The 19,775-nt window shown below is 74.9% G+C and carries 2 protein-coding genes; both read right to left on the reverse strand.

The genetic code is table 11. The features are described 5' to 3' along the window. Position 1: 1 nt before the first annotated feature. Positions 2 to 4,453: an SDR family NAD(P)-dependent oxidoreductase gene (locus ACTG9Q_RS12380; RefSeq protein WP_455572860.1), complete on the reverse strand. Its 4,452-nt coding sequence runs from the start codon at positions 4,451 to 4,453 to the stop codon at positions 2 to 4. A gap of 21 nt (positions 4,454 to 4,474) precedes the next feature. Beyond that, entirely contained in the window at positions 4,475 to 19,771 is a 15,297-nt protein-coding gene (locus tag ACTG9Q_RS12385) for an SDR family NAD(P)-dependent oxidoreductase (protein WP_455572861.1), read from the reverse strand. Between the last annotated feature and the right edge of the window lie 4 nt (positions 19,772 to 19,775).

Here is a 19,775-nt window from a genome sequence, read left to right on the forward strand (position 1 = left end):
CTCATGACAGGTCCCTCTCCCCGGCGGTGACCAGCCGCAGCAGGCTCTCGCCGTCCATCGCGTCCAGCGGGTCGGCGCCGACGGCCGTCGTGGCGGGCTCGTCGCCGCCCGCCAGGCGCAGCAGCAGGTCGAGCACGCCCGCCTCGCGCAGCCGGGACAGCGGGATGCCCGCCAGCGCCCGGCGGATGTCCTCGTCCGGGTCGGGCTCGCCCGCGCCGTCCGGGCTCAGCAGGGTGAGCAGGTGCTCGGCGAGCAGTGCGGGCGTGGGGTGGTCGAACACCGCCGTCGCGGGCAGCGGGAGGCCGGTGGCCGCGCGGAGGCGGTCCCGCAGCCGCACCGCGGACAGCGAGTCGAACCCGAGGTCGCGGAACGGCCTGCCCGGCTCGACCTCGCCCGCGCCCGCGTGCCCGAGCACGACCGCCACCTGGGTCCTGACCACCGCGAGCACCCGGTCGCGGCGTTCGTAGTCCGGGAGGGCGGCCAGATCGGTGCGCAGCGTCTCGCCACCCGCGGCGGGTTCGGGCTCGGCGGCGCGGGCTTCCGGGAGGTCGGCCAGCAGCGGGCTGGGCCGGTGCAGGGTGAAGGTGGGGGCGAACCGCGACCAGTCGACGCAGGCGACCGTGGCGCACGGCTCGCCGGTGTCGACGGCGTGCTTCATCGCCGCGAGCGCGGGTTCGGCGGCCATGGCGAGCACGCCGCGGCGGCGCAGCGCCTCGCCGGTGCCGCCGTCGCCCATCCCGGCGCCCGCCCACGCGCCCCAGGCGATCGAGGTGGCGGGCAGGCCGCGCGCGGCACGGCCGACGGCGATCGCGTCGAGGGCGGCGTTGGCGGCGGCGTAGGCGCCCTGCCCCGACCCGCCCCACGTGGCGGCGGCCGAGGAGAACAGGACGAACGCCTCGACGTCGCCGCACAGGGCGTCCAGGTTGAGCGCTCCGCCCACCTTGGCGGCGAGGACGGCGGCGAGCCGCCCGGTGGTGGTGTCGGCCAGCGGGGTGAGGTCGCCGACCCCGGCCGCGTGCACGACGGCGGTCAGCGGGTGCTCGGCCGGGATGCCCGCGAGCAGCGCCCGCAGCGCGTCGGCGTCGGCGACGTCGCAGGCGGCGACGGTGGCCTTGGCGCCGAGCGCGTTGATCTCGGCGACCAGGTCGGCGACGCCGGGCGCCTGGTCCCCGGCGCGGCTGGCGAGCAGGAGGTGGGCGGCTCCCCGGCGGGCCAGCCAGCGGGCGGTGTGGCGGCCGAGCGCGCCGGTGCCGCCGGTGACCAGGACTGTCCCCTGTGGACGCCAGTCCCGGGGCGGTTCGGCCGCCGGGGCGCGGACGAGCCTGCGGGCGACGACCCCCTCCGGGCGGAGGGCGACCTGGTCCTCGCCGCCCGCCAGGACGGCGGCCAGTGCCGTCGGGTCGGGTGCGGCGGGCAGGCCGATCACGCCGCCCCACCGTTCGGGGTGCTCCAGGGCGGCGACCCGGCCGAGCGCGGCGACGGCCTGGGCGGTCGGGCTGTCGGCCGCGTCCGGGGTGGCGACCCACAGCTTCGCGTCGACGGCGAGGGTGCGGATCAGGGTCAGGGTGTCCGCCAGGCCGGTGGTGATGGCCGGGTGCTCGGGGTGGGCGCGCTCGTCCAGCGCCAGCAGGGACAGCACCCCGCTGGGCCGGTCGTCGCGGGCGGCGAGCCGCTCGGGTGCGTCGGTGACGCGGACGGGTGCGCCGCCGTATCGGGCGATGGCTTCCGCGCAGGCCGCGGCCAGCTCGGCGGTGCCCGGCGGTTCCACGATCCACCACGTGCCAGACAGCTGGGGCGGCGCACCCGCGGGCACCGGGCGCCACTGGGTGCGGTAGTGCCAGTCGTGGGCGGGCGGGGTCTCGCGGGCGGGCCAGAAGCGGGTGCGCTGGAAGGCGTAGGTGGGCAGGTCGACGGTCCGGCCGCCCCACGGGGCGAACACCCGGTCCCAGGCGAGGTCCACACCGCGCGCGTGCACCTCGGCCACGGCCCGCAGCGCCGACTCGGTCTCGTCCCGGCCCGCGCGCAGCATCGGGACGGCGTTGTCGGCGAAGGCGGACAGCACCGCGTCCGGCCCGAGTTCGACGCAGGTGGTGACGTTCTCGGCGCGCAGCCGCCGGACCCCGTCGGCGAAGCGGACCGTGTCCCTGACCTGCCGCACCCAGTGGTCCGGGTCGGTGACGTCCCCGCCGACAACGGGAATCCGCGGCTGGTGGTAGGTGAGTTTCCCGGCGACGGCGGCGAAATCGGCGAGCATCGGGTCCATCAGCCGGGAGTGGAAGGCGTGCGAGACGGTGAGCCGCTTGACCCGGCGGCCCTCCGCGCGCCAGCGGGACTCCAGCGCCCTGATCTCGGCCTCGGTGCCGGAGACCACCAGCGAAGTCGGGCCGTTGACCGCGGCGATGTCGACACCGCTGGGGATCTCGGCCTCGGCGGCCTCCACGGCCAGCATGGCCCCACCCGCGGGCAGCGCCCCCATCAGGCTGCCCCTGGCCGCGACGAGCGCGCAGGCGTCCTCCAGCGACAGCACCCCGGCCACGTGGGCGGCGGCCAGTTCGCCGATCGAGTGGCCGAGCAGGAAGTCCGGGGTGACGCCCCACGACTCCAGCAGCCGGAACAGCGCCACTTCCAGCGCGAACAGGCCCGCCTGGGCGTGCTGGGTCTGGTGGAGCGCGGCGGCGTCGTCGAGCGGCACGCCGCCGAGCCGGGCGCGCACCTCGTCGAAGGCGGCGGCGAACACCGGGAACGACCGGTGGAGGCCCGATCCCATGCCCGCGCGCTGCGCGCCTTGGCCGGTGAACAGGAACGCCACCGCCCCGCCGTCGGCCGTGCCGGTGATGACGCCGCCGGACTCCTCCCCCGCCGCGAGCGCGGTGAGCCCGGCGGTGACGCCCGCCCGGTCGTGGGCCAGCACCACGGCCCGGTGGCCGAGTGGAGTTCTGGTGGTGGCCAGGGAGTGGGCGATGTCCAGGTCCGACTCGCCGCCCAGCTCCGACAGCAGCCGCCGGGCCTGTCCGCGCAGTCCGGCGGCGGTCTTGCCGGAGACCAGCCACGGGAGGACGGCGGGTGGCGCGGGCGCGCGTTCCGCGGCCGCGGGTTCCGGCGCCTGCTCGACGATCACGTGCGCGTTGGTGCCGCTCACGCCGAACGCCGACACCGCCGCGCGGCGCGGGCGGCCCGTCTCGGGCCACGGCCGGGCCTCGGTCAGCAGCGACACCGCGCCGGAAGTCCAGTCCACGACGGGGGTCGGCGCGTCGACGTGCAGGGTGCGCGGCAGCACGCCACCGCGCATCGCGCCCACCATCTTGATGACCCCGGCCACGCCCGCGGCGGCCTGCGTGTGACCGATGTTCGACTTGACCGAGCCCAGCCACAGCGGCTCGCCCGCGCGGTGCCTGCCGTAGGTGGCCAGCAGGGCCTGGGCCTCGATGGGGTCGCCGAGCCGGGTGCCGGTGCCGTGTGCCTCGACCGCGTCCACATCGGACGGTGTCAGCCGGGCGCGCTCCAGCGCCTGCTCGATCGCCCGCTGCTGCGACGGGCCGTTGGGTGCGGTCAGGCCGCTGGAGGCGCCGTCGGAGTTGACCGCGGAGCCGCGGACCAGCGCGAGCACCGGGTGCCGGTTGGCGACCGCGTCGGACAGCCGCTCCAGCAGCAGGACCCCGGCGCCCTCGCCCCAGCCGGTGCCGTCGGCGGCGGCGGCGAAGGACTTGCACCGCCCGTCCGGGGCCATGCCGTCGTCGAACTCGAAGCCGGAGAACATCAGCGGGCTCGCCATCACCGTGACCCCGCCCGCGAGCGCGAGGCCGCACTCGCCGTCGCGCAGCGCCTTGCCCGCCAGGTGCAGGGCCACCAGCGAGGACGAGCAGGCGGTGTCAATGGTGATCGCGGGGCCTTCGAGCCCGAGGGTGTAGGCGACGCGGCCGGACAGCACGCTGCCGGCGTTGCTGGTGCTGACGAACCCCTCGAACACCTCCGGCGCCGCGTCGAGGCTGGCCGCGTAGTCGCTGTACATCCACCCGGCGAACACGCCGGTCCGGCTGCCCCTGAGCGCGCGGGCGTCGATGCCCGCGCGTTCCACCGCTTCCCAGGAGATCTCCAGCAGCAGCCGCTGCTGGGGGTCCATGGCCAGCGCCTCGCGCGGGGAGATGCCGAAGAAGCCCGGGTCGAACCCGCCGGGGTCGGACAGGAACCCGCCCGCGCCCGTGCGGGCGGCGGTGAGCCCGGCGAGGTCCCAGCCCCGGTCGGCCGGGAAGCCGCTCAGCGCGTCGGTCCCGGACTCCACGAGCCGCCACAGGTCCTCGGGCGCGCGCACCCCGCCGGGGTAGCGGCAGCCGATCCCGATGATCGCGATCGGCTCGGCGGCCCGCTCCTCGGCGTCCCGCAGCCTGCGGTTGGCCTCGCGCAGCTCCGTCGTCGCCCGCTTGAGGTAGTCGAGGAGCTTCTCGTCGTTCGCCATGCGGCGTCTCCTTGGTGACGGTCAGAACTTGGAGAACTCCTGGTCGAGAAGCTCGAACACGTCCTCAGCCGTGGCGGAGTCGAGGCTGTCGGGCGCGGCGTCGTCCGCCGCGGTGAGCCCGGCCAGCAGGGCGCGCAGCCGGGCGGCCAGCAGGGACCGGTCGGCGTCGTCCGGGCCGACCCCGGCCAGCGCCTGCTCCAGCCGGGCCAGCTCGGCGAGCGCGGTCGCGCCGCCGGTGCGCGCCTCGGGCTCCAGCCCGGTCTTCAGGTGCCGGGCGAGGGCGGCCGGGGTGGGGTGGTCGAACACCGCCGTGGCGGGCAGCCGCAGCCCCGTCACCGAGGCCAGCCGGTTGCGCAGCTCGACCCCGGTGAGGGAATCAAGGCCGAGTTCGATGAAGCCGCGGCCCGCGTCGATCAGGCCGGGCGAGGTGTACCCGAGGACGGTGGCGACGTGCGTGCGGACCAGCTCCAGCACGATCCGGCCGCGCTCGGTGTCCGGCGCGCCGGTGAGCCTGCGCCGCAGGGCGTCGGCCGACCCCGCCTCCACACCCCGGCCCGCCACCCGGACCAGCCCGCGCAGCAGCGGGGGTACCTCGGCGGCCCCGTTGCGCAGGGCCGAGGGGCTGAACCCCATCGGCACCACGAGCGCCGAACCCGTGGCCAACGCCTCGTCGAACAACCGCAGGCCGTCGGCGGTGGCCAGCGGGATGAGGCCGTGGCGGGTGAGGCGGCGCACGTCGACCTCGGTCAGCTCCCCGGTCATCCCGGTGCGCTGCGCCCACGGCCCCCACGCCATCGACACCGCGGGCAGCCCCCGCGCGACCCGGTGCTGGGCGAGCGCGTCGAGGAAGGTGTTCGCCGCGGCGTAGTTGGCCTGCCCGGCCCCGCCGAGAACACCCGCGGCGGAGGAGAACAGGGCGAACAGGCCCAGATCCATGCCACTGGTCAACTCGTGCAGGTTCAACGCTCCGCGAACCTTCGGCGCCAGGACGGCATCCAGACGGTCCGGGGTCAGCGCGGACACGACCCCGTCGTCCAACACGGCGGCGGTGTGCACGACGGCGGTCAGCGGGTGCTCATCGGACACACCGTCAAACACGGCGGCCAGCGCGTCCCGGTCGGCAACGTCGCAGGCGGCAACGGTGACCTCCGCACCCAACGCGGTGAGCTCGGCGACAAGGTCGTCCGCCCCCGGCGCGGCCCGACCAGTCCGACTGGTGAGCACAAGATGCCGATAACCATGCCGACGCACCAGATGCCGCGCCAACTCACCACCAAGCGTGCCCGTGGCCCCGGTGACAAGCGCGGTCCCGGCGCCGGACTCACTACCCACCTTGGTGGTGCGGTCGGTGTCAGAGGTGTTGGTGGGCGGGGCCAGGCGGACCAGGCGGGGGGTGTAGGCGGCGCCTGCGCGTAGGGCCAGTTGGGGTTCGGCGTTGGCGGCTGCGGCGGCGATGGCTTGGGGGAGGCAGGCCAGCGATGCCGGGTCGTCGTCGGTGTCCAGCAGGAGGAACCGGCCGGGGTGCTCGGATTGGGCCGACCTCAGGAGGCCCCACACGGGGGCGTGGGCGAGGTCGGGAACGGTGTCCTCGGGTAGTGCGGCCACCGCGCCGCGAGTGATCACGACGAGTCTGCGATCGTCCGTCAGCCAGTCCCGCACCAGGTTCAGCGCGTCCTGCACGGGTGTGGCGCCTGGTGCGACGAGTTGGGCCAGGACCACGTCGGCGCCGTCCGGGTCCGCTGTGCCGATGCCGAGGTGGTCGGGGCCGTGCAGCGACCAGCGCGCCAGCGGGGCGGTGGGCTGGGTGGTCAGCGGGCTCCATTCGACGCCGAACAGCGACTCGCCCGATCCCCGGCGTGCCTTGGCGAGGTCCGAGGAGGCGGGCCTGCACGCCAGCGAACCCACGGTGAGGACCGGGTTGCCGGTGTCGTCGGTGATCCGTGCCGACACTGTGCCGTCTGCGGAGACAGCGAGCCGGACGCGCAGCGTGGTGGCGCCCTCGGCGTGCAAGCCGACCCCGGTGAAGGAGAACGGGAGTTCGGCGGGGCGGTCGAGGTTGCCGCCGGCGCGCAGGGCGCGGGCCATGCCGATGCCGTGCAGGGCGGCGTCGAGCAGCGCCGGGTGCAGGCCGTAGCCGCCCGCGTCGCCGCGCAGGCCGTCCGGGAGGGTCACCTCGGCAAGCAGCTCGCCGTTGTGGTGCCACGCCGCGCGCATTCCCTGGAATGCCGGGCCGTAACCGTAACCTGCCTCGGCGGCGCCTTGGTAGAAGCCGCTGACGTCTACCGGACGCGCGCCGGCCGGTGGCCATGCGTCCGTGCTCTGGTCGGGGCTGGCGGGTGCGCCCGTGGTGAGGGTGCCGGTGGCGTGCCGGGTCCACTGGGCATCGAGGGTGTCGTCGTGCCTGGCGTGGACGGTGAACTCGCAGCGGCCGTCCCGGTCCGGCTTGCCGACGGACACCTGGAGCCGCACAGTGTCGCGCTCGGTGAGCACGAGCGGCGTCTCCAGGACGAGTTCCTCGATCCCGTGGCAGCCCGCTTGGGCGCCAGTGTGCAGGGCCAGCTCGATGAACGCGGTGGCGGGGAACAGGATCGTGCCGAGTACCGCGTGATCGGCCAGCCACGGTTGGGTGCGCACGGACAGCGAGCCGGTCGCGACGGTGCCGCCGTCGGCCAGCGGCACCGGGGTGCCGACCAGCGGGTGTCCGCCGCCGCGGGCGTCCAGCGCCACCGGCTCGATCCAGTAGCGGGTGCGCTGGAACGGGTAGGTCGGCAGGTCGACGGTCGCGCCCGTGCCGGTGATCGCGGTGAGGTCGACCGGTCCACCGTGGACGAACAGCTCCGCCGCCGACCGGACGACCCGGTCCGGACCGCCGCCGTCGCGGCGCAAAGACCCAAGCGCGACCACGGACTCGACGCTCTCGTCGATCGCCATGGTGAGCACGGGATGGGCACTGGTCTCGACGAAGAACCGGAATCCCTGCTCGGCGAGCGCACGCACCCCCCGCTCGAACTCGACGGGGTAACGCAGGTTGCGGAACCAGTACTCAGCGTCCAGCTCAGCACCGTCGAGCCAACAATTGTCCACTGTAGACCAAAACGGAACGCTAGCCGAACGCGGGCGGACACCGGCGATGCTGGCCAGCAGCTCCGCGCGGATGCGCTCGACGTGGTCGGTGTGGGACGCGTAGTCCACCGGGACCCGCTTGGCGCGCACACCGTCCTCGGTGAGGTCGGCGAGCAGGTCGCCCAGTGCACCCGCGTCACCCGCGACCACAACGGAAGCCGGGCCATTCACCGCCGCCACACAAACCCGGTCGGCCCAGCGGGCCAGCCGGTGCCGCACCTCCTCCACCGGCAGCGACACCGAGACCATGCCACCGTGCCCGGACAGCGCGGTGATCGCCTTGGCCCGCAACGCCACGATCGCCGCGGCATCCTCGAGCGAGAGCGCCCCCGCGACACAGGCCGCCGCGATCTCCCCCTGGGAATGACCGATCACCGCGTCCGGCTCCACACCCAGCGAGCGCCACACCGCCGCCAGCGACACCATCACCGCGAACAGCGCCGGCTGGACAACGTCGACGCGGTCCAGCGGATCACCACTGAGCACGTCGAGCAGCGACCAGTCGACATGGGGCGCGAGCGCCCGCTCACAGGCGGCGATCTCGGCAGCGAACACCGGCGACGAGTCGATCAGCTCACGGGCCATCCCCACCCACTGCGACCCCTGCCCAGGAAAGACAAACACAACCTTGCCCGGCGCGGCATCACCCACAACCGCCGCAGGCGAAGGAATGTCGGCCGCCAAGGCGGACAACGCGGACAGAAATTCCTCCCGGCCAACGCCAAGCAGCACAGCGCGGTGCCCGAACACGGCCCTGGTGGACAGTGACCTAGCGACCTCCACGGGACGCAGCTCAGGAACCCGATCAAGGTGCGCAGCGAGCCGCTGCGCCTGCGCCCGCAACACTTGAGGGCTCTTGCCGGTCAACACCCACGGAACCAGACCGTAGGCTTCCTCACCCGCCTGCGCGGCCTCTGACATCGCAACCCGGTCAAGGTCCGAGGCAACCCGCTGCGCCTGCGCGCCTGCACCACTCCACACCTTCGCAACCGCACCATCAGATTCCTCACCCGCCCGCGCGGACTCCGACGTGGGCACCTTGTCGAGGTGCGCGGTGAGCCGCTGCGCTGGGGCGCTCTTGCCGGTCAACACCCTCGGGACCGCGTCGTCGGGTTCGGCGTCCGGCCGTGCGAGGGGTGGGGTGTACTGCTCGATGACGGCGTGGGCGTTGGTTCCGGTGCCGCCGAAGGAGGAGACGCCCGCGCGGCGGGGGTGGTCGGTTGTCTTCCATGGTCGGGCCTCGGTCAGCAGGGATACCGCGCCTGCTGACCAGTCGACCTCTGGGGTGGGCTCGTCGACGTGCAGGGTTTGCGGCAGGTGGCCGTGTCGCATTGCCTGCACCATCTTGATGACCCCGGCGACGCCCGCGGCTGAGCTGGTGTGGCCGATGTTCGACTTGACCGAGCCCAGCCACAGCGGCGAGTCCGCGGGGCGGTCCTGGCCGTAGGTCGCCAGGATCGCGGCGGCTTCGATGGGGTCGCCGAGGGTGGTGCCGGTGCCGTGCGCCTCGACGGCGTCCACTTCGGAGCCTTGCAGGCGGGCGTTGGCCAGGGCTTGGCGGATCACCTGCTGCTGGGCCAAACCGTTCGGGGCGGAGAGGCCGTTGGACGCGCCGTCCTGGTTGACCGCCGAGCCGCGGATCACCGCGAGGACCGGGTGGCCGTTGCGCTCGGCGTCCGAAAGCCGCTCCAGGAGCAGCATCCCGACGCCCTCGCCCCAGCCGATGCCGTCGGCTGAGGCGGCGAACGCCTTGCACCGGCCGTCGGCCGCGAGGCCGCGCTGCCTGCTGAACTCGGTGAACGACACCGGCGAGACCAGCACGGCCACGCCGCCCGCGAGCGCCAGGTCGCACTCGTTCTGCCGCAGCGCCTGGCTCGCGAGGTGGATGGCGACCAGCGACGAGGAGCACGCGGTGTCGACGGTGACCGCCGGGCCTTCGAGGCCGAAGGTGTAGGCCACCCGGCCGGAGGTGCCCGCGGTGCCGGAGCCGAACAGGAAGTAGCCCTCGGCCTCACCGCCGGGCCTGCCGCCAACGCCGTAGCCGACGAACGACGCGCCGACGAACACCCCGGCCCGACTGCCGCGGACCCGCTCCGGGTCGATCCCGGCCCGCTCAAAGGTTTCCCAGCTCGCCTCCAGCAGCATCCGCTGCTGGGGGTCGATGGCGACCGCCTCGCGCGGGCTGATCCCGAAGAACGCGGCGTCGAACTCGCCCGCGTCGTGCACGAAGCCGCCCTGCCGGGCGTAGGAGGTGCCGGGGTGGTCGGGGTCGGGGTGGAACAGGTTCGCCAGGTCCCAGCCGCGGTCGGTGGGGAACTCGCCGATCGCGTCGCCGCCGGAGCGCACCAGCTCCCACAGCTCGTCCGGCGAGGTGACCCCGCCCGGGTAGCGGCAGCTCATCGCGACGATCGCGATGGGCTCGTCGAGGGTGGCGGTGGCCGCGACCGCGGTCCTGGCGGGCTCGCGGACGCCGAGCAGCTCGGCGAGCAGGTGGCCCGCCAGCGCCGAGGCGGTCGGGTGGTCGAACACGGCGGAGGTGGGCAGCCGGTGGCCGGTCGCGGCGCGCAGCCGGTTGCGCAGGGCGACCGCGGTTACCGAGTCGAAGCCCAGGTCGCGGAACGCCCGGCCCGGCTCGATCGCCGAGCGGTCCGGGTAGCCGAGCGCGGCGGCGGCCTCGGTCCGCACCAGCTCCAGCAGGAACGGCGCCCGGTCGGGCTCCGGCAGGGCGAGGACCCGCTGCCGCAGGCCGGTCTGCTCGGTCTCGGCGGGCTCGGCGTCGGCGAGGGCGGCGCGCACCTCGGGGATCTCGCCGATCAGCGGACGGGAGCGGGCGGCGGTGTAGGTCGGGACGAAGCCCGCCCAGTCGATGTCGGCGACGGTCAGCGCGGTCTCGTCGGCCCCGACGGCCTGCGCGAGCGCCAGCAGCGCCGACTCGGGCTCCATCATGCGCAGTCCCCGCACGCCCAGCCGGGCGGCGGTCGCGTCGTCGGTCATGCCGCCGCCCGCCCAGCCGCCCCAGGCGATCGCGGTGGCGGGCAGGCCGCGGTCCCTGCGGTGCCGGGCCAGCGCGTCGAGGTGGGCGTTGGCGGCGGCGTAGGCGGCCTGGCCCGCGCTGCCCCACACCCCGGCCCCGGAGGAGAACAGCACCAGTGGCGCGTCGGTCAGCTCGTCGAGGATCGCCGCCCCGGTGACCTTCGCGGCCAGCGTGTCGGCCAGGGCGGCGGTGTCGAGGTCGGCCAGCGCGGTTGTCTGGGTCACGCCCGCGGCGTGCACGACCGCGTCGGCCGGGTACCGGGCGAGCAGGTCGGCGACGGCGGCGCGGTCGGTCAGGTCGCAGGACTCGATGACGACCTCGACGCCCGCCCCGAGGTCGGCCAGCGCGGCCGCGCCCGGGGCGTCCGGGCCGCTGCGGCTGACCAGCACCAGCCGTTCGGCGCCGTTGGCGGCCAGCCAGGCGGCGACGTGGCCGCCGAGTGCCCCAGTGCCGCCGGTGATCAGGACGGTGCCGTGGGGACGCCAGCGGTCGCGAGTGTCCACTGTGGCGCGAACGAGGCGGCGGGCGAGCACCCCGGACGGGCGGATGGCGAGCTGGTCCTCGTCATCGATGCCCGCGAGGGCGGCCACGAGGTGGTCGAGCGCCTGGCCGTCGATCGATTCAGGCAGGTCCACGACACCGCCCCACAGCTCGGGACGCTCCAAGCCGGTGACGATGCCCAGCCCCCAGACCTGCGCCTGGGCCGGGTCGCGCAACCGGTCGTCGGCGCCGGTGGCCACCGCGCCGCTCGTCACCAGCCACAGCGGGGCGGTGATCCCGGCAGCGACCAGGGTGTTGACCAAGTTCAGGGTGTCGGCGGTCCCCTGAGGAACCCCACCAAAATATGCGGTCCCGTTGCGGGCGAGCAGGGACCGTACACCCGCATCGTTCCCACCTTCGGGAATCTCGTTGACTGGCGCCGCATCAGCCCCGGCAGCGACCAAATCCAGGGCATCGGCGGTTCCCTGAGGAACCCCGGAGTGGGCGGTACCGTTGCGGGCGAGCCGGGACAGCACCCCCGCACCGTCCTCACCTTCGGGAATCTCGTCAACCGGCACCGCGTCCGCCCTGACGGCAAGCAAATCCAGGGTGTCGGCGGTTTCCTGTGCGACTCCTGGGTGGGCGGTTTTGTTGAGGGCGAGCAGGGACAGCACGCCCGCGATGTCTCTGCCTTCGGGGATCTCGTTGACCAGCACCGCGTTCGCGCCGGCGGTGGTGAGGGCGTTGACGCAGTGGGCGGTGAGGTTCGCGGCGGGGTCGCTGATCACCAGCCAGGTGCCCGATAGCGCCGCTCCCCCGGCGGGTCGGACGGGCCGCCAGGTCACGCGGTAGCGCCAGCCGTCCACGGCCGCTTGGGCGCGGTGACGTTTGCGCCATGTCGAGAGCACCGGCAGCAGGTTCCCCACGGCCTCGACGCCGTCGGCGGGGACGGCGAGCGTGTCGGCCAGGCCGTCGCGGTCCCCTCGGTCGACCGCGTCCCAGAAGGCGGCCTCGGCTGGGTCGGTTGCCGCCTTGGCCGGGCTGGGGGCGTCTAGCCAGTAGCGGTCCCGCTGGAACGGGTAGGTGGGCAGGTCGACCACGCGGGCGCCCGTGTCGGCGAACAGGGCGGCGACGTCGACCGGGGCGCCGTGGGCGTGCAGCTCGGCCAGTGAGCCGAGCAGCCGGTCGGTTCCGCCGTCGTCGCGGCGCAGGGAGCCGACCGCGAGCAGGTCGTCCGCCGCGCGCTCGCCGATGTCGCCGATCGCGGCGAGCAGCACCGGGTGCGGGCTGATCTCCAGGAAGAACCGGTGGCCGTCCTCGACGAGGGCCCGGATGCCCGCCTCGAACTCGACGGTCTCGCGGGTGTTGCGGTACCAGTACTCGGCGTCCATCGTCGCGGTGTCGATCCAGCCGACGTCCACAGTGGACATCATTGGGACGGCGCCGGTCGACGGGCGCACGCCGTCGAGGACGTCGAGCAGGTGCTCGCGGATCAGGTCGACCTGCGCCGAGTGCCCGGCCCACGCGGCGGGAATCCGCTTGGCGCGCAAGGATTCGGCCGTGCAGAGCCGCTCCAGCTCGTCGAGCGCGTCGACGTCGCCCGCGACCACGACCGCCGCGGGACCGTTGACCGCCGCCACGGACAGCCTGCCGCCCCACCGGGACAGCCAGCCGCGGACCCGCTCGGCGTCGGCGCCGACGGACACCATGCCGCCGCGGCCGACCAGGCTCGCGCCCGCCTTGCTGCGCAGGGCGATGATCAGCGCGGCGTCGGCCAGGCTCAGCCCGCCCGCGACGTGGGCGGCGGCGATCTCGCCCTGGGAGTGGCCGATCACCGCGTCCGGCTCGACACCGAGCGAGCGCCACACCGCCGCCAGCGACACCAGCACGGTGAACAGCGCGGGCTGCACGACGTCGACCCGGTCCAGCGACGGCGCGCCCTCGGCGCCGCGCAGCACGTCCAGCACCGACCAGTCGACGTGCTCCTCGATCGCCCGCGCGCACCGCCCCGCCTGCTCGGCGAATACCGGGGAGGTCGCCAGCAGCTCGCGGGCCATGCCCGCCCACTGCGACCCCTGGCCCGGGAAGACGAAGGCGACCCTGCCGGACCGGGCGGTGCCGCGCACCAGCCCGGGGTCGGCCTCCCCCGCCGCCAGCGCGGCGAGCTGGCGCGCGCGGTCGGGGCCGGTGAGCACGGCCCGGTGCTCGAACGCGGAGCGGGTGGTCGCCAGCGAGTGGGCGATGTCGATGTCGCGCTGATCGCCCAGGCGGGCGCGGAGCCGCCGCGCCGTCTCGGCCAGGGCGGTCGCGGTGCGCGCCGAGAGCAACCAGGGCAGCCGGGGACCCGCGCCCGCCTGCTGGTCGGAGGTGATCAGCTCGACCGGGCCGGAAGCGGCCAACTCAGCCGGGTCGGAGGCGGCCAGCTCGACCGGGTCAGGGGTGACCAGCGCGGCCGGGTCAGGGGTGATCAACTCGACTAGGCCGGAAGCGGCCAGCTCGGCCGGGGCGGGGGTGCCTTCCGGGCTGACGGCAGGCAAGAAGGGAACGCCCTCGATGATGGCGTGGGCGTTGGTGCCGCTCATGCCGAACGAGGACACCGCGGCGCGGGGCGCCCGGCCGGTGTCCGGCCAGGGCTGGTGCCGGGTGAGGATGTCGACCGCGCCTGAGGCCCAGTCCACGTGCGGTGAGGGCGCGTCCGCGTGCAGCGTCCGGGGCAGGGAGCCGTGCCGCAGCGCCATCACCATCTTGATCACCCCGGCGACGCCCGCGGCGGCCTGGGTGTGGCCGAGGTTGGACTTCACCGACCCCAGCCACAGCGGGCGCTCCCGGTCGCGACCGTAGGTGGCGATCAGCGCGGTGGCCTCGATCGGGTCGCCGAGCGCGGTGCCGGTGCCGTGGGCCTCCACCGCGTCCACGTCGGACGGGGTGAGCCCGGCGTCGGCGAGGGCCTGGCGGATCACCCGCTGCTGCGCGGCGCCGCTGGGCGCGGTGAGGCCGTTGGACGCGCCGTCGGAGTTGATCGCGGTGCCGCGGACCACCGCGAGGACCGGGTGCCCGTTGCGCCGGGCGTCGGACAGGCGCTCGACGAGCAGCATCCCGACGCCCTCGCCCCACCCGGTGCCGTCGGCCTCGGCGGAGAACGCCTTGCAGCGGCCGTCGGGGGCGAGCGCGCCGACCTGCCCGCTGTCGACGAACATCGCCGGGTTGGTCATGACGGTGATGCCGCCCGCCAGCGCCATCGTCGCCTCCCCGGCGCGCAGGGCGCGGACGGCGAGGTGCAGGGCGACCAGCGACGACGAGCACGCGGTGTCGACGGTGATCGCGGGCCCTTCGAGGCCGAAGGCGTAGGCGAGCCTGCCGGACAGCACGCTGGTGGCCGCGCCGGTCAGCATGTGCCCCCGGGTGCCTTCGGGCAGGTCGAACTGGCCGAATCCGTAGGCGGAGTTGGCGGCGCCGACGAACACCGCGGTGCGGCTGCCGCGCAGCGTCGCCGGGGGGATGCCCGCCCGCTCGAACGCCTCCCACGAGATCTCCAGCAGGAGCCGCTGCTGCGGGTCCATCGCCAGCGCCTCGCGGGGGCTGATGGCGAAGAACGCCGGGTCGAAGCGGTCAGCGTCGGCGATGAAGCCGCCGATGGGGGTGGTGCCCAGGGCGGTGAGCGCGTCGACGTCCCAGCCGCGGTCGGTCGGGAACCCGCCGAGCGCGTCCACGCCGTCGGCCACGAGCCGCCACAGGTCTTCCGGGCTGGCCGCGCCGCCGGGGAACCGGCAGCTCATCCCGATGATCGCGATGGGCTCGTCGGCCTGCCCGCGCGGTTCGGCGGTGTCCTGCGGGTCCTCGCCGACCAGTTCGCGGAGGAGGTGAGCGGCGAGCGCGTCCGGGGTGGCGTGGTCGAAGACCACAGTGGTCGGCAGCGCGACGCCGGTCGCCGCGACCAGCCGGTTGCGCAGTTCGACCGCGGCCAGCGAGCCGACGCCGAGTTCGGCGAAAGGCCGGTCGGGCGCGATGGCCTCGGCGGTGCTGAAACCGAGCGTCGTGGCGGCTTGGGCGCGGACCAGGTCCAGCAGGGCGCGGTGTCGATCCGCCGTGGACAGCGCGGTGAGCCGGGCGGGGCCGGTCTCGCCCGCGCTGCGCCGGGTCGGCCTGATCAGCGCGTGCAGCAGGTGGGGCGGCGCGCCCGCGAAGGCCGCCGGGTTGAGCCGGGTCGGCACGACCGCGGGGTGGCCGAGACCGAGGGCCCGGTCCAGCAGGGCGAGCGCGGTCTCCGGGGACAGCGGCGGGAAGCCGGAGCGGTCGATGCGGGCGCGGTCGGCGGCGGCGAGCGCGCCGACCATGCCGCGGTCGGTGTCCCACGGCCCCCAGGCCAGCGACAGCGCGGGCAGGCCAGCCCGGTGCCTGCGCTCGGCGACGGCGTCGAGCACGGCGTTGGCGGCGGCGTAGTTGCCCTGGCCCGCGCTGCCCGCGGTGCCCGAGATCGAGGAGAACAGCACGAACGCGGTGAGGTCGCTGCCCTCGGTCAGCTCGTGCAGGGCGAGCGCGGCATCGGCCTTGGGTGCCAGGACGGCGTCCAGCGCGTCCGGGGTGAGGGTGGAGACCAGGCCGTCGTCGACGACGCCCGCGGTGTGGAAGACGGCGCCGACGGGGTGGTCGGCGAGCAGGGCGGCGAGGGCGGTCCGGTCGGCGGCGTCGCAGGCCACGACCGCCACCCGGGCCCCGAGCCCGGACAGTTCGGCCGCCAAGGCCGCGGCGCCGTCGGCGTCCGGGCCGCGGCGGCTGGTCAGCAGGAGGTCGCGCGCGCCGTGGGCGGTCACCAGGTGGCGGGCGAGGAGGCCGCCGAGCATGCCGGTGCCCCCGGTGACCAGCACGGTGCGGTCCGGGTCGATCGACCACGGGGCCGAACTGCCCTCGACGCGGACCAGGCGGGGCACGAACAGGGCCGCGCCCCGGATCGCGACCTGCGGCTCGCCCGAGGCCAGCGCGACCCGCACGGCGGTGTCCGCCTCGGTGTCGGCGTCGGTGTCGACCAGGACGATCCGGCCCGGGTGCTCGGCCTGCGCGGAGCGCACCAGGCCCCAGCAGGCCGCGCCGACCAGGTCCGGTCCCGGCTCGTCGGGGCCGACGGCGACCGCCGTCCTGGTGAGCACGACGAGCCGGTCGGGCTCCTCGCTTCCCAGCCAGTCCTGGACGGCCGCGAGCAGGCCCGCGGTCGTCCGGCGCAGGTCGGTGGCACACGGTTCCAGCACGACGACGCCGCGATCGGCGAGCCGGACGCGGTGCAGCAGCGTGTCCTGGGTCAGTGCCCGGAACCCGCGCTGGTCGAAGGGCGGGCACTGCGCCGCGTCCGGCGCCGGGGCCCGCTCCCTCCACTCCAGACGGTAGAGGTCGTCCGCTCGCGTCGCGCCGTCGAGGTTCCAGGTCGACAGCACGACCCGGTCCGCGGAGAGCACCGGGCGCCCCGCGTCGTCCACGGCGAGCACCGCGACGGTGTCAAGCCCGGTCGGCGTGACCCGCACCCGCAGCGCCGAGGCGCCGGAGGCCCAGAGCGTCACCCCGGACCAGGCCACCGCGGCGGCCCCGCCGAACGCGGCGTCGAGCAGCGCCGGGTGCAGCCCGTACCGATCGGCCCGCTCGCCACCGGGCAAACGCACGTCGATGGTGTCCCCGGCGGGGGTGGCCCCGGCGGGGGTGTCCCAGTTGGACTGCCAGGTGGGCTCGGTCGTACTGGTGGAGGGAGTCAGGGTGCCTTGGGCGTGGCGGGTCCAGGGGCGGTCGGGCCAGCCTCGGTCGGCGCGGGGGTCTTCGGCGCGGGCGTGGATGGTGAACGGCCTGCCGCCCGCCGCGTCGCGCGCGTCCAGTCGGACCTGGACCTGGAGGGCGCCGGTGGCCGGGACCGGCAGCGGGGTGTCGACGGTCAGGTCCGCGACGCGCTCGCAGCCGACCTGGTCACCGGCGCGCACGGCGAGTTCGACGAACGCGGAGCCGGGCACCGCGGCGTGCTCGGCCAGCCAGGGCTGCGCGCGAGTGGAAAGCCGGGCGGTGAACAGGTAGTCGTCGCCGCCAGCGACCCCGATCCCGGAGCCGAGCAGCGCGTGATCGGTGACGCCGAGGCCCGCCGCGGCCACGTCGCCCGCCCGGGTGGTCACCGCGGGCCAGAACCGGTCGCGGGCGAACGGGTAGGTGGGCAGGTCGACGCGCCTGCCCCCGGGCAGGATTCGGGTCCAGTCGACGGCGGCGCCGCGCGTCCACGCGGTGGCGACCGCGCTCAGCAGGGTGGTGGCCTCGTCCCGGCCACCGCGCAGGACCGCCACGGCGTCCTCGACGTGGGCCGAGAGGACGCTGTCGGGCCCCAGTTCGACGAAGGTGGTGACGTTGGCCGCGCGCAGCCGCCGCACGGCGTCGCCGAAGCGGACGGTCTCGCGCACCTGCCGCACCCAGTACCCAGGCTCGGTCACCGCACCCAGCATCGGGATACGCGGCTCGTGGTAAGTCAACGGCTCCGCGACAACGGCGAACTCCGCCAGCATCGGCTCCATCAGCCGCGAATGAAACGCATGCGAGACAACAAGCCGCTTCACCCGCCGACCCTCAGCCCGCCACACCGCCTCCAACGCCGAGATCTCACCCTCAGCACCCGACACCACCAGCGAAGTAGCGCTGTTGACCGCCGCGACGTCGATACCCGCAGGCACCTCAGCCTCAGTGGCCTCCACGGCCAGCATCGCCCCACCAGACGGCAGCGCCCGCATCAGCCGACCCCGGGCCGCCACCAGAACACAAGCGTCCTCAAGGGACAGAACGCCCGCGACGTGCGCGGCCGCGACCTCACCAATCGAATGCCCCAACACGAAGTCCGGGACCAGCCCCCACGACTCCACCAACCGGAAAAGCGCGACCTCCAACGCGAAGATCGCCGCCTGCGCACCCTCTGTCTGGTTCAACAACTCCTCATCATCAAACGGAACCCGCTCAAACCGCGCGGTCACCTCATCCAGCGCAGCGGCGAACACCGGATACGCCGCGGACAGCCCCCGCCCCATCCCCACCCGCTGCGAACCCTGACCGGTGAACAAGAACGCCAGCCCGCCCGAGACGACCGACCCCTCGACGAGGTCGTCCCCCAACAGGACAGCCCGGCGCTCCAACGCCGCCCGGGTCGTCGCCAGCGAATAGCCCACATCCACTGAGGACCCGGGCAGCTCGCGCACCCGCCGCACCTGCGCGCGCAGCGCGGCCGCCGACCGGGCCGACACCACCAGCGGCACCACGGCGGGAGCCTCGACCGGCTCGGCAGGGGCCGGGAGCGCGGGCGCCTCCTCGATGATCGTGTGCGCGTTCGTCCCGCTCACGCCGAACGCCGACACCCCGGCCCGGCGCGGCGCGGCGCCCGCCTGCCAGGGACGCGACTCGGTCAGCAGCGACACCGCGCCCGCCGACCAGTCCACCGCTGCGGTCGGCGCGTCGACGTGCAGGGTCTTGGGCAGCGTCGCGTTCCGCAGCGCCATCACGGCCTTGATGACCCCGGCCACCCCGGCCGCCGCCTGCGTGTGCCCGAGGTTCGACTTCACCGACCCGAGCCAGAGCGGGCGCTCCCTGCCCTGGCCGTAGGTGGCCAGCAGGGCTTGGGCCTCGATCGGGTCGCCGAGCGTGGTGCCGGTGCCGTGGGCCTCCACCAGGTCCACATCGGACGGTGACAGCCGGGCGTTGGCCAGCGCCTGCAGGATGACGCGCTGCTGCGACGGCCCGTTCGGCGCGGTCAGCCCGTTCGACGCGCCGTCGGAGTTTACCGCCGATCCACGAACCACCGCCAAAACCGGGCGCCCGTTGCGCACCGCGTCGGACAGCCGCTCCACCAGCAGCACGCCCACGCCCTCGGACCACCCGGTGCCGTCGGCCGCCGCGGCGAACGGCTTGCACCGCCCGTCGGCCGCGAGCCCGCGCTGCCTGCTGAACTCGGTGAACACCCCGGGGGTCGCCATGACCGTGACCCCGCCCGCCAGCGCCATCGTGACCTCGCCCCGCCGCAGCGCCTGGACGGCCAGGTGCAGCGCGACGAGCGAGGACGAGCACGCGGTGTCCACAGTGACCGCGGGCCCCTCAAGGCCGAAGGTGTAGGCGACCCGACCGGACACCACGGCGGACGCGCCGCCGGTCAGCAGGTAGCCCTCGGTCTCCCTCGGCGCCGTGCTGGCCACCGCCAGGTAGCCCTGGTCGTTGGTGCCCGCGAACACCCCGGTCTGGCTGCCGCGCAGCGAGGTCGGGTCGATCCCGGCCCGCTCGAACGCCTCCCAGGACGCCTGCAGCAGCAGCCGCTGCTGCGGGTCCATGGCCAGCGCTTCTCGCGGGGTGATCCCGAAGAACACCGGGTCGAACTCCGCGGCACCGCTGAGGAACCCGCCCTCCCGCGCGTAGCTCGTGCCCGAGGAGTCCGGGTCGGCGTCGAAAAGGGTGTCCAGCTCCCAGCCCCGGTCGCCGGGGAACGCGCCGATACCGTCACCGCCGGAGGCGACCAGCCGCCACAGGTCCTCCGGCGAGTCGACCCCGCCCGGGTACCGGCAGGCCATGCCGGTGATCGCGATGGGCTCGGTGTCGCTGTCCTCCAGCTCCCGCAGTCGCTGCTTGGTCCGCCGCAGGTCGGTCGTGACCAGCTTCAGGTAGTCGCGGAGAGTCTTCTCGTCTGCCATGTGG

The sequence above is a fragment of the Actinokineospora lacus genome (genome assembly GCF_053813445.1).

What these genes read in the sequence shown, in the direction of transcription:
- ACTG9Q_RS12380 (WP_455572860.1), bottom strand. Translation starts at nt 4,453, where the DNA reads ATGGCGAACGACGAGAAGCTCCTCGACTACCTCAAGCGGGCGACGACG.
- ACTG9Q_RS12385 (WP_455572861.1), bottom strand. Translation starts at nt 19,771, where the DNA reads ATGGCAGACGAGAAGACTCTCCGCGACTACCTGAAGCTGGTCACGACC.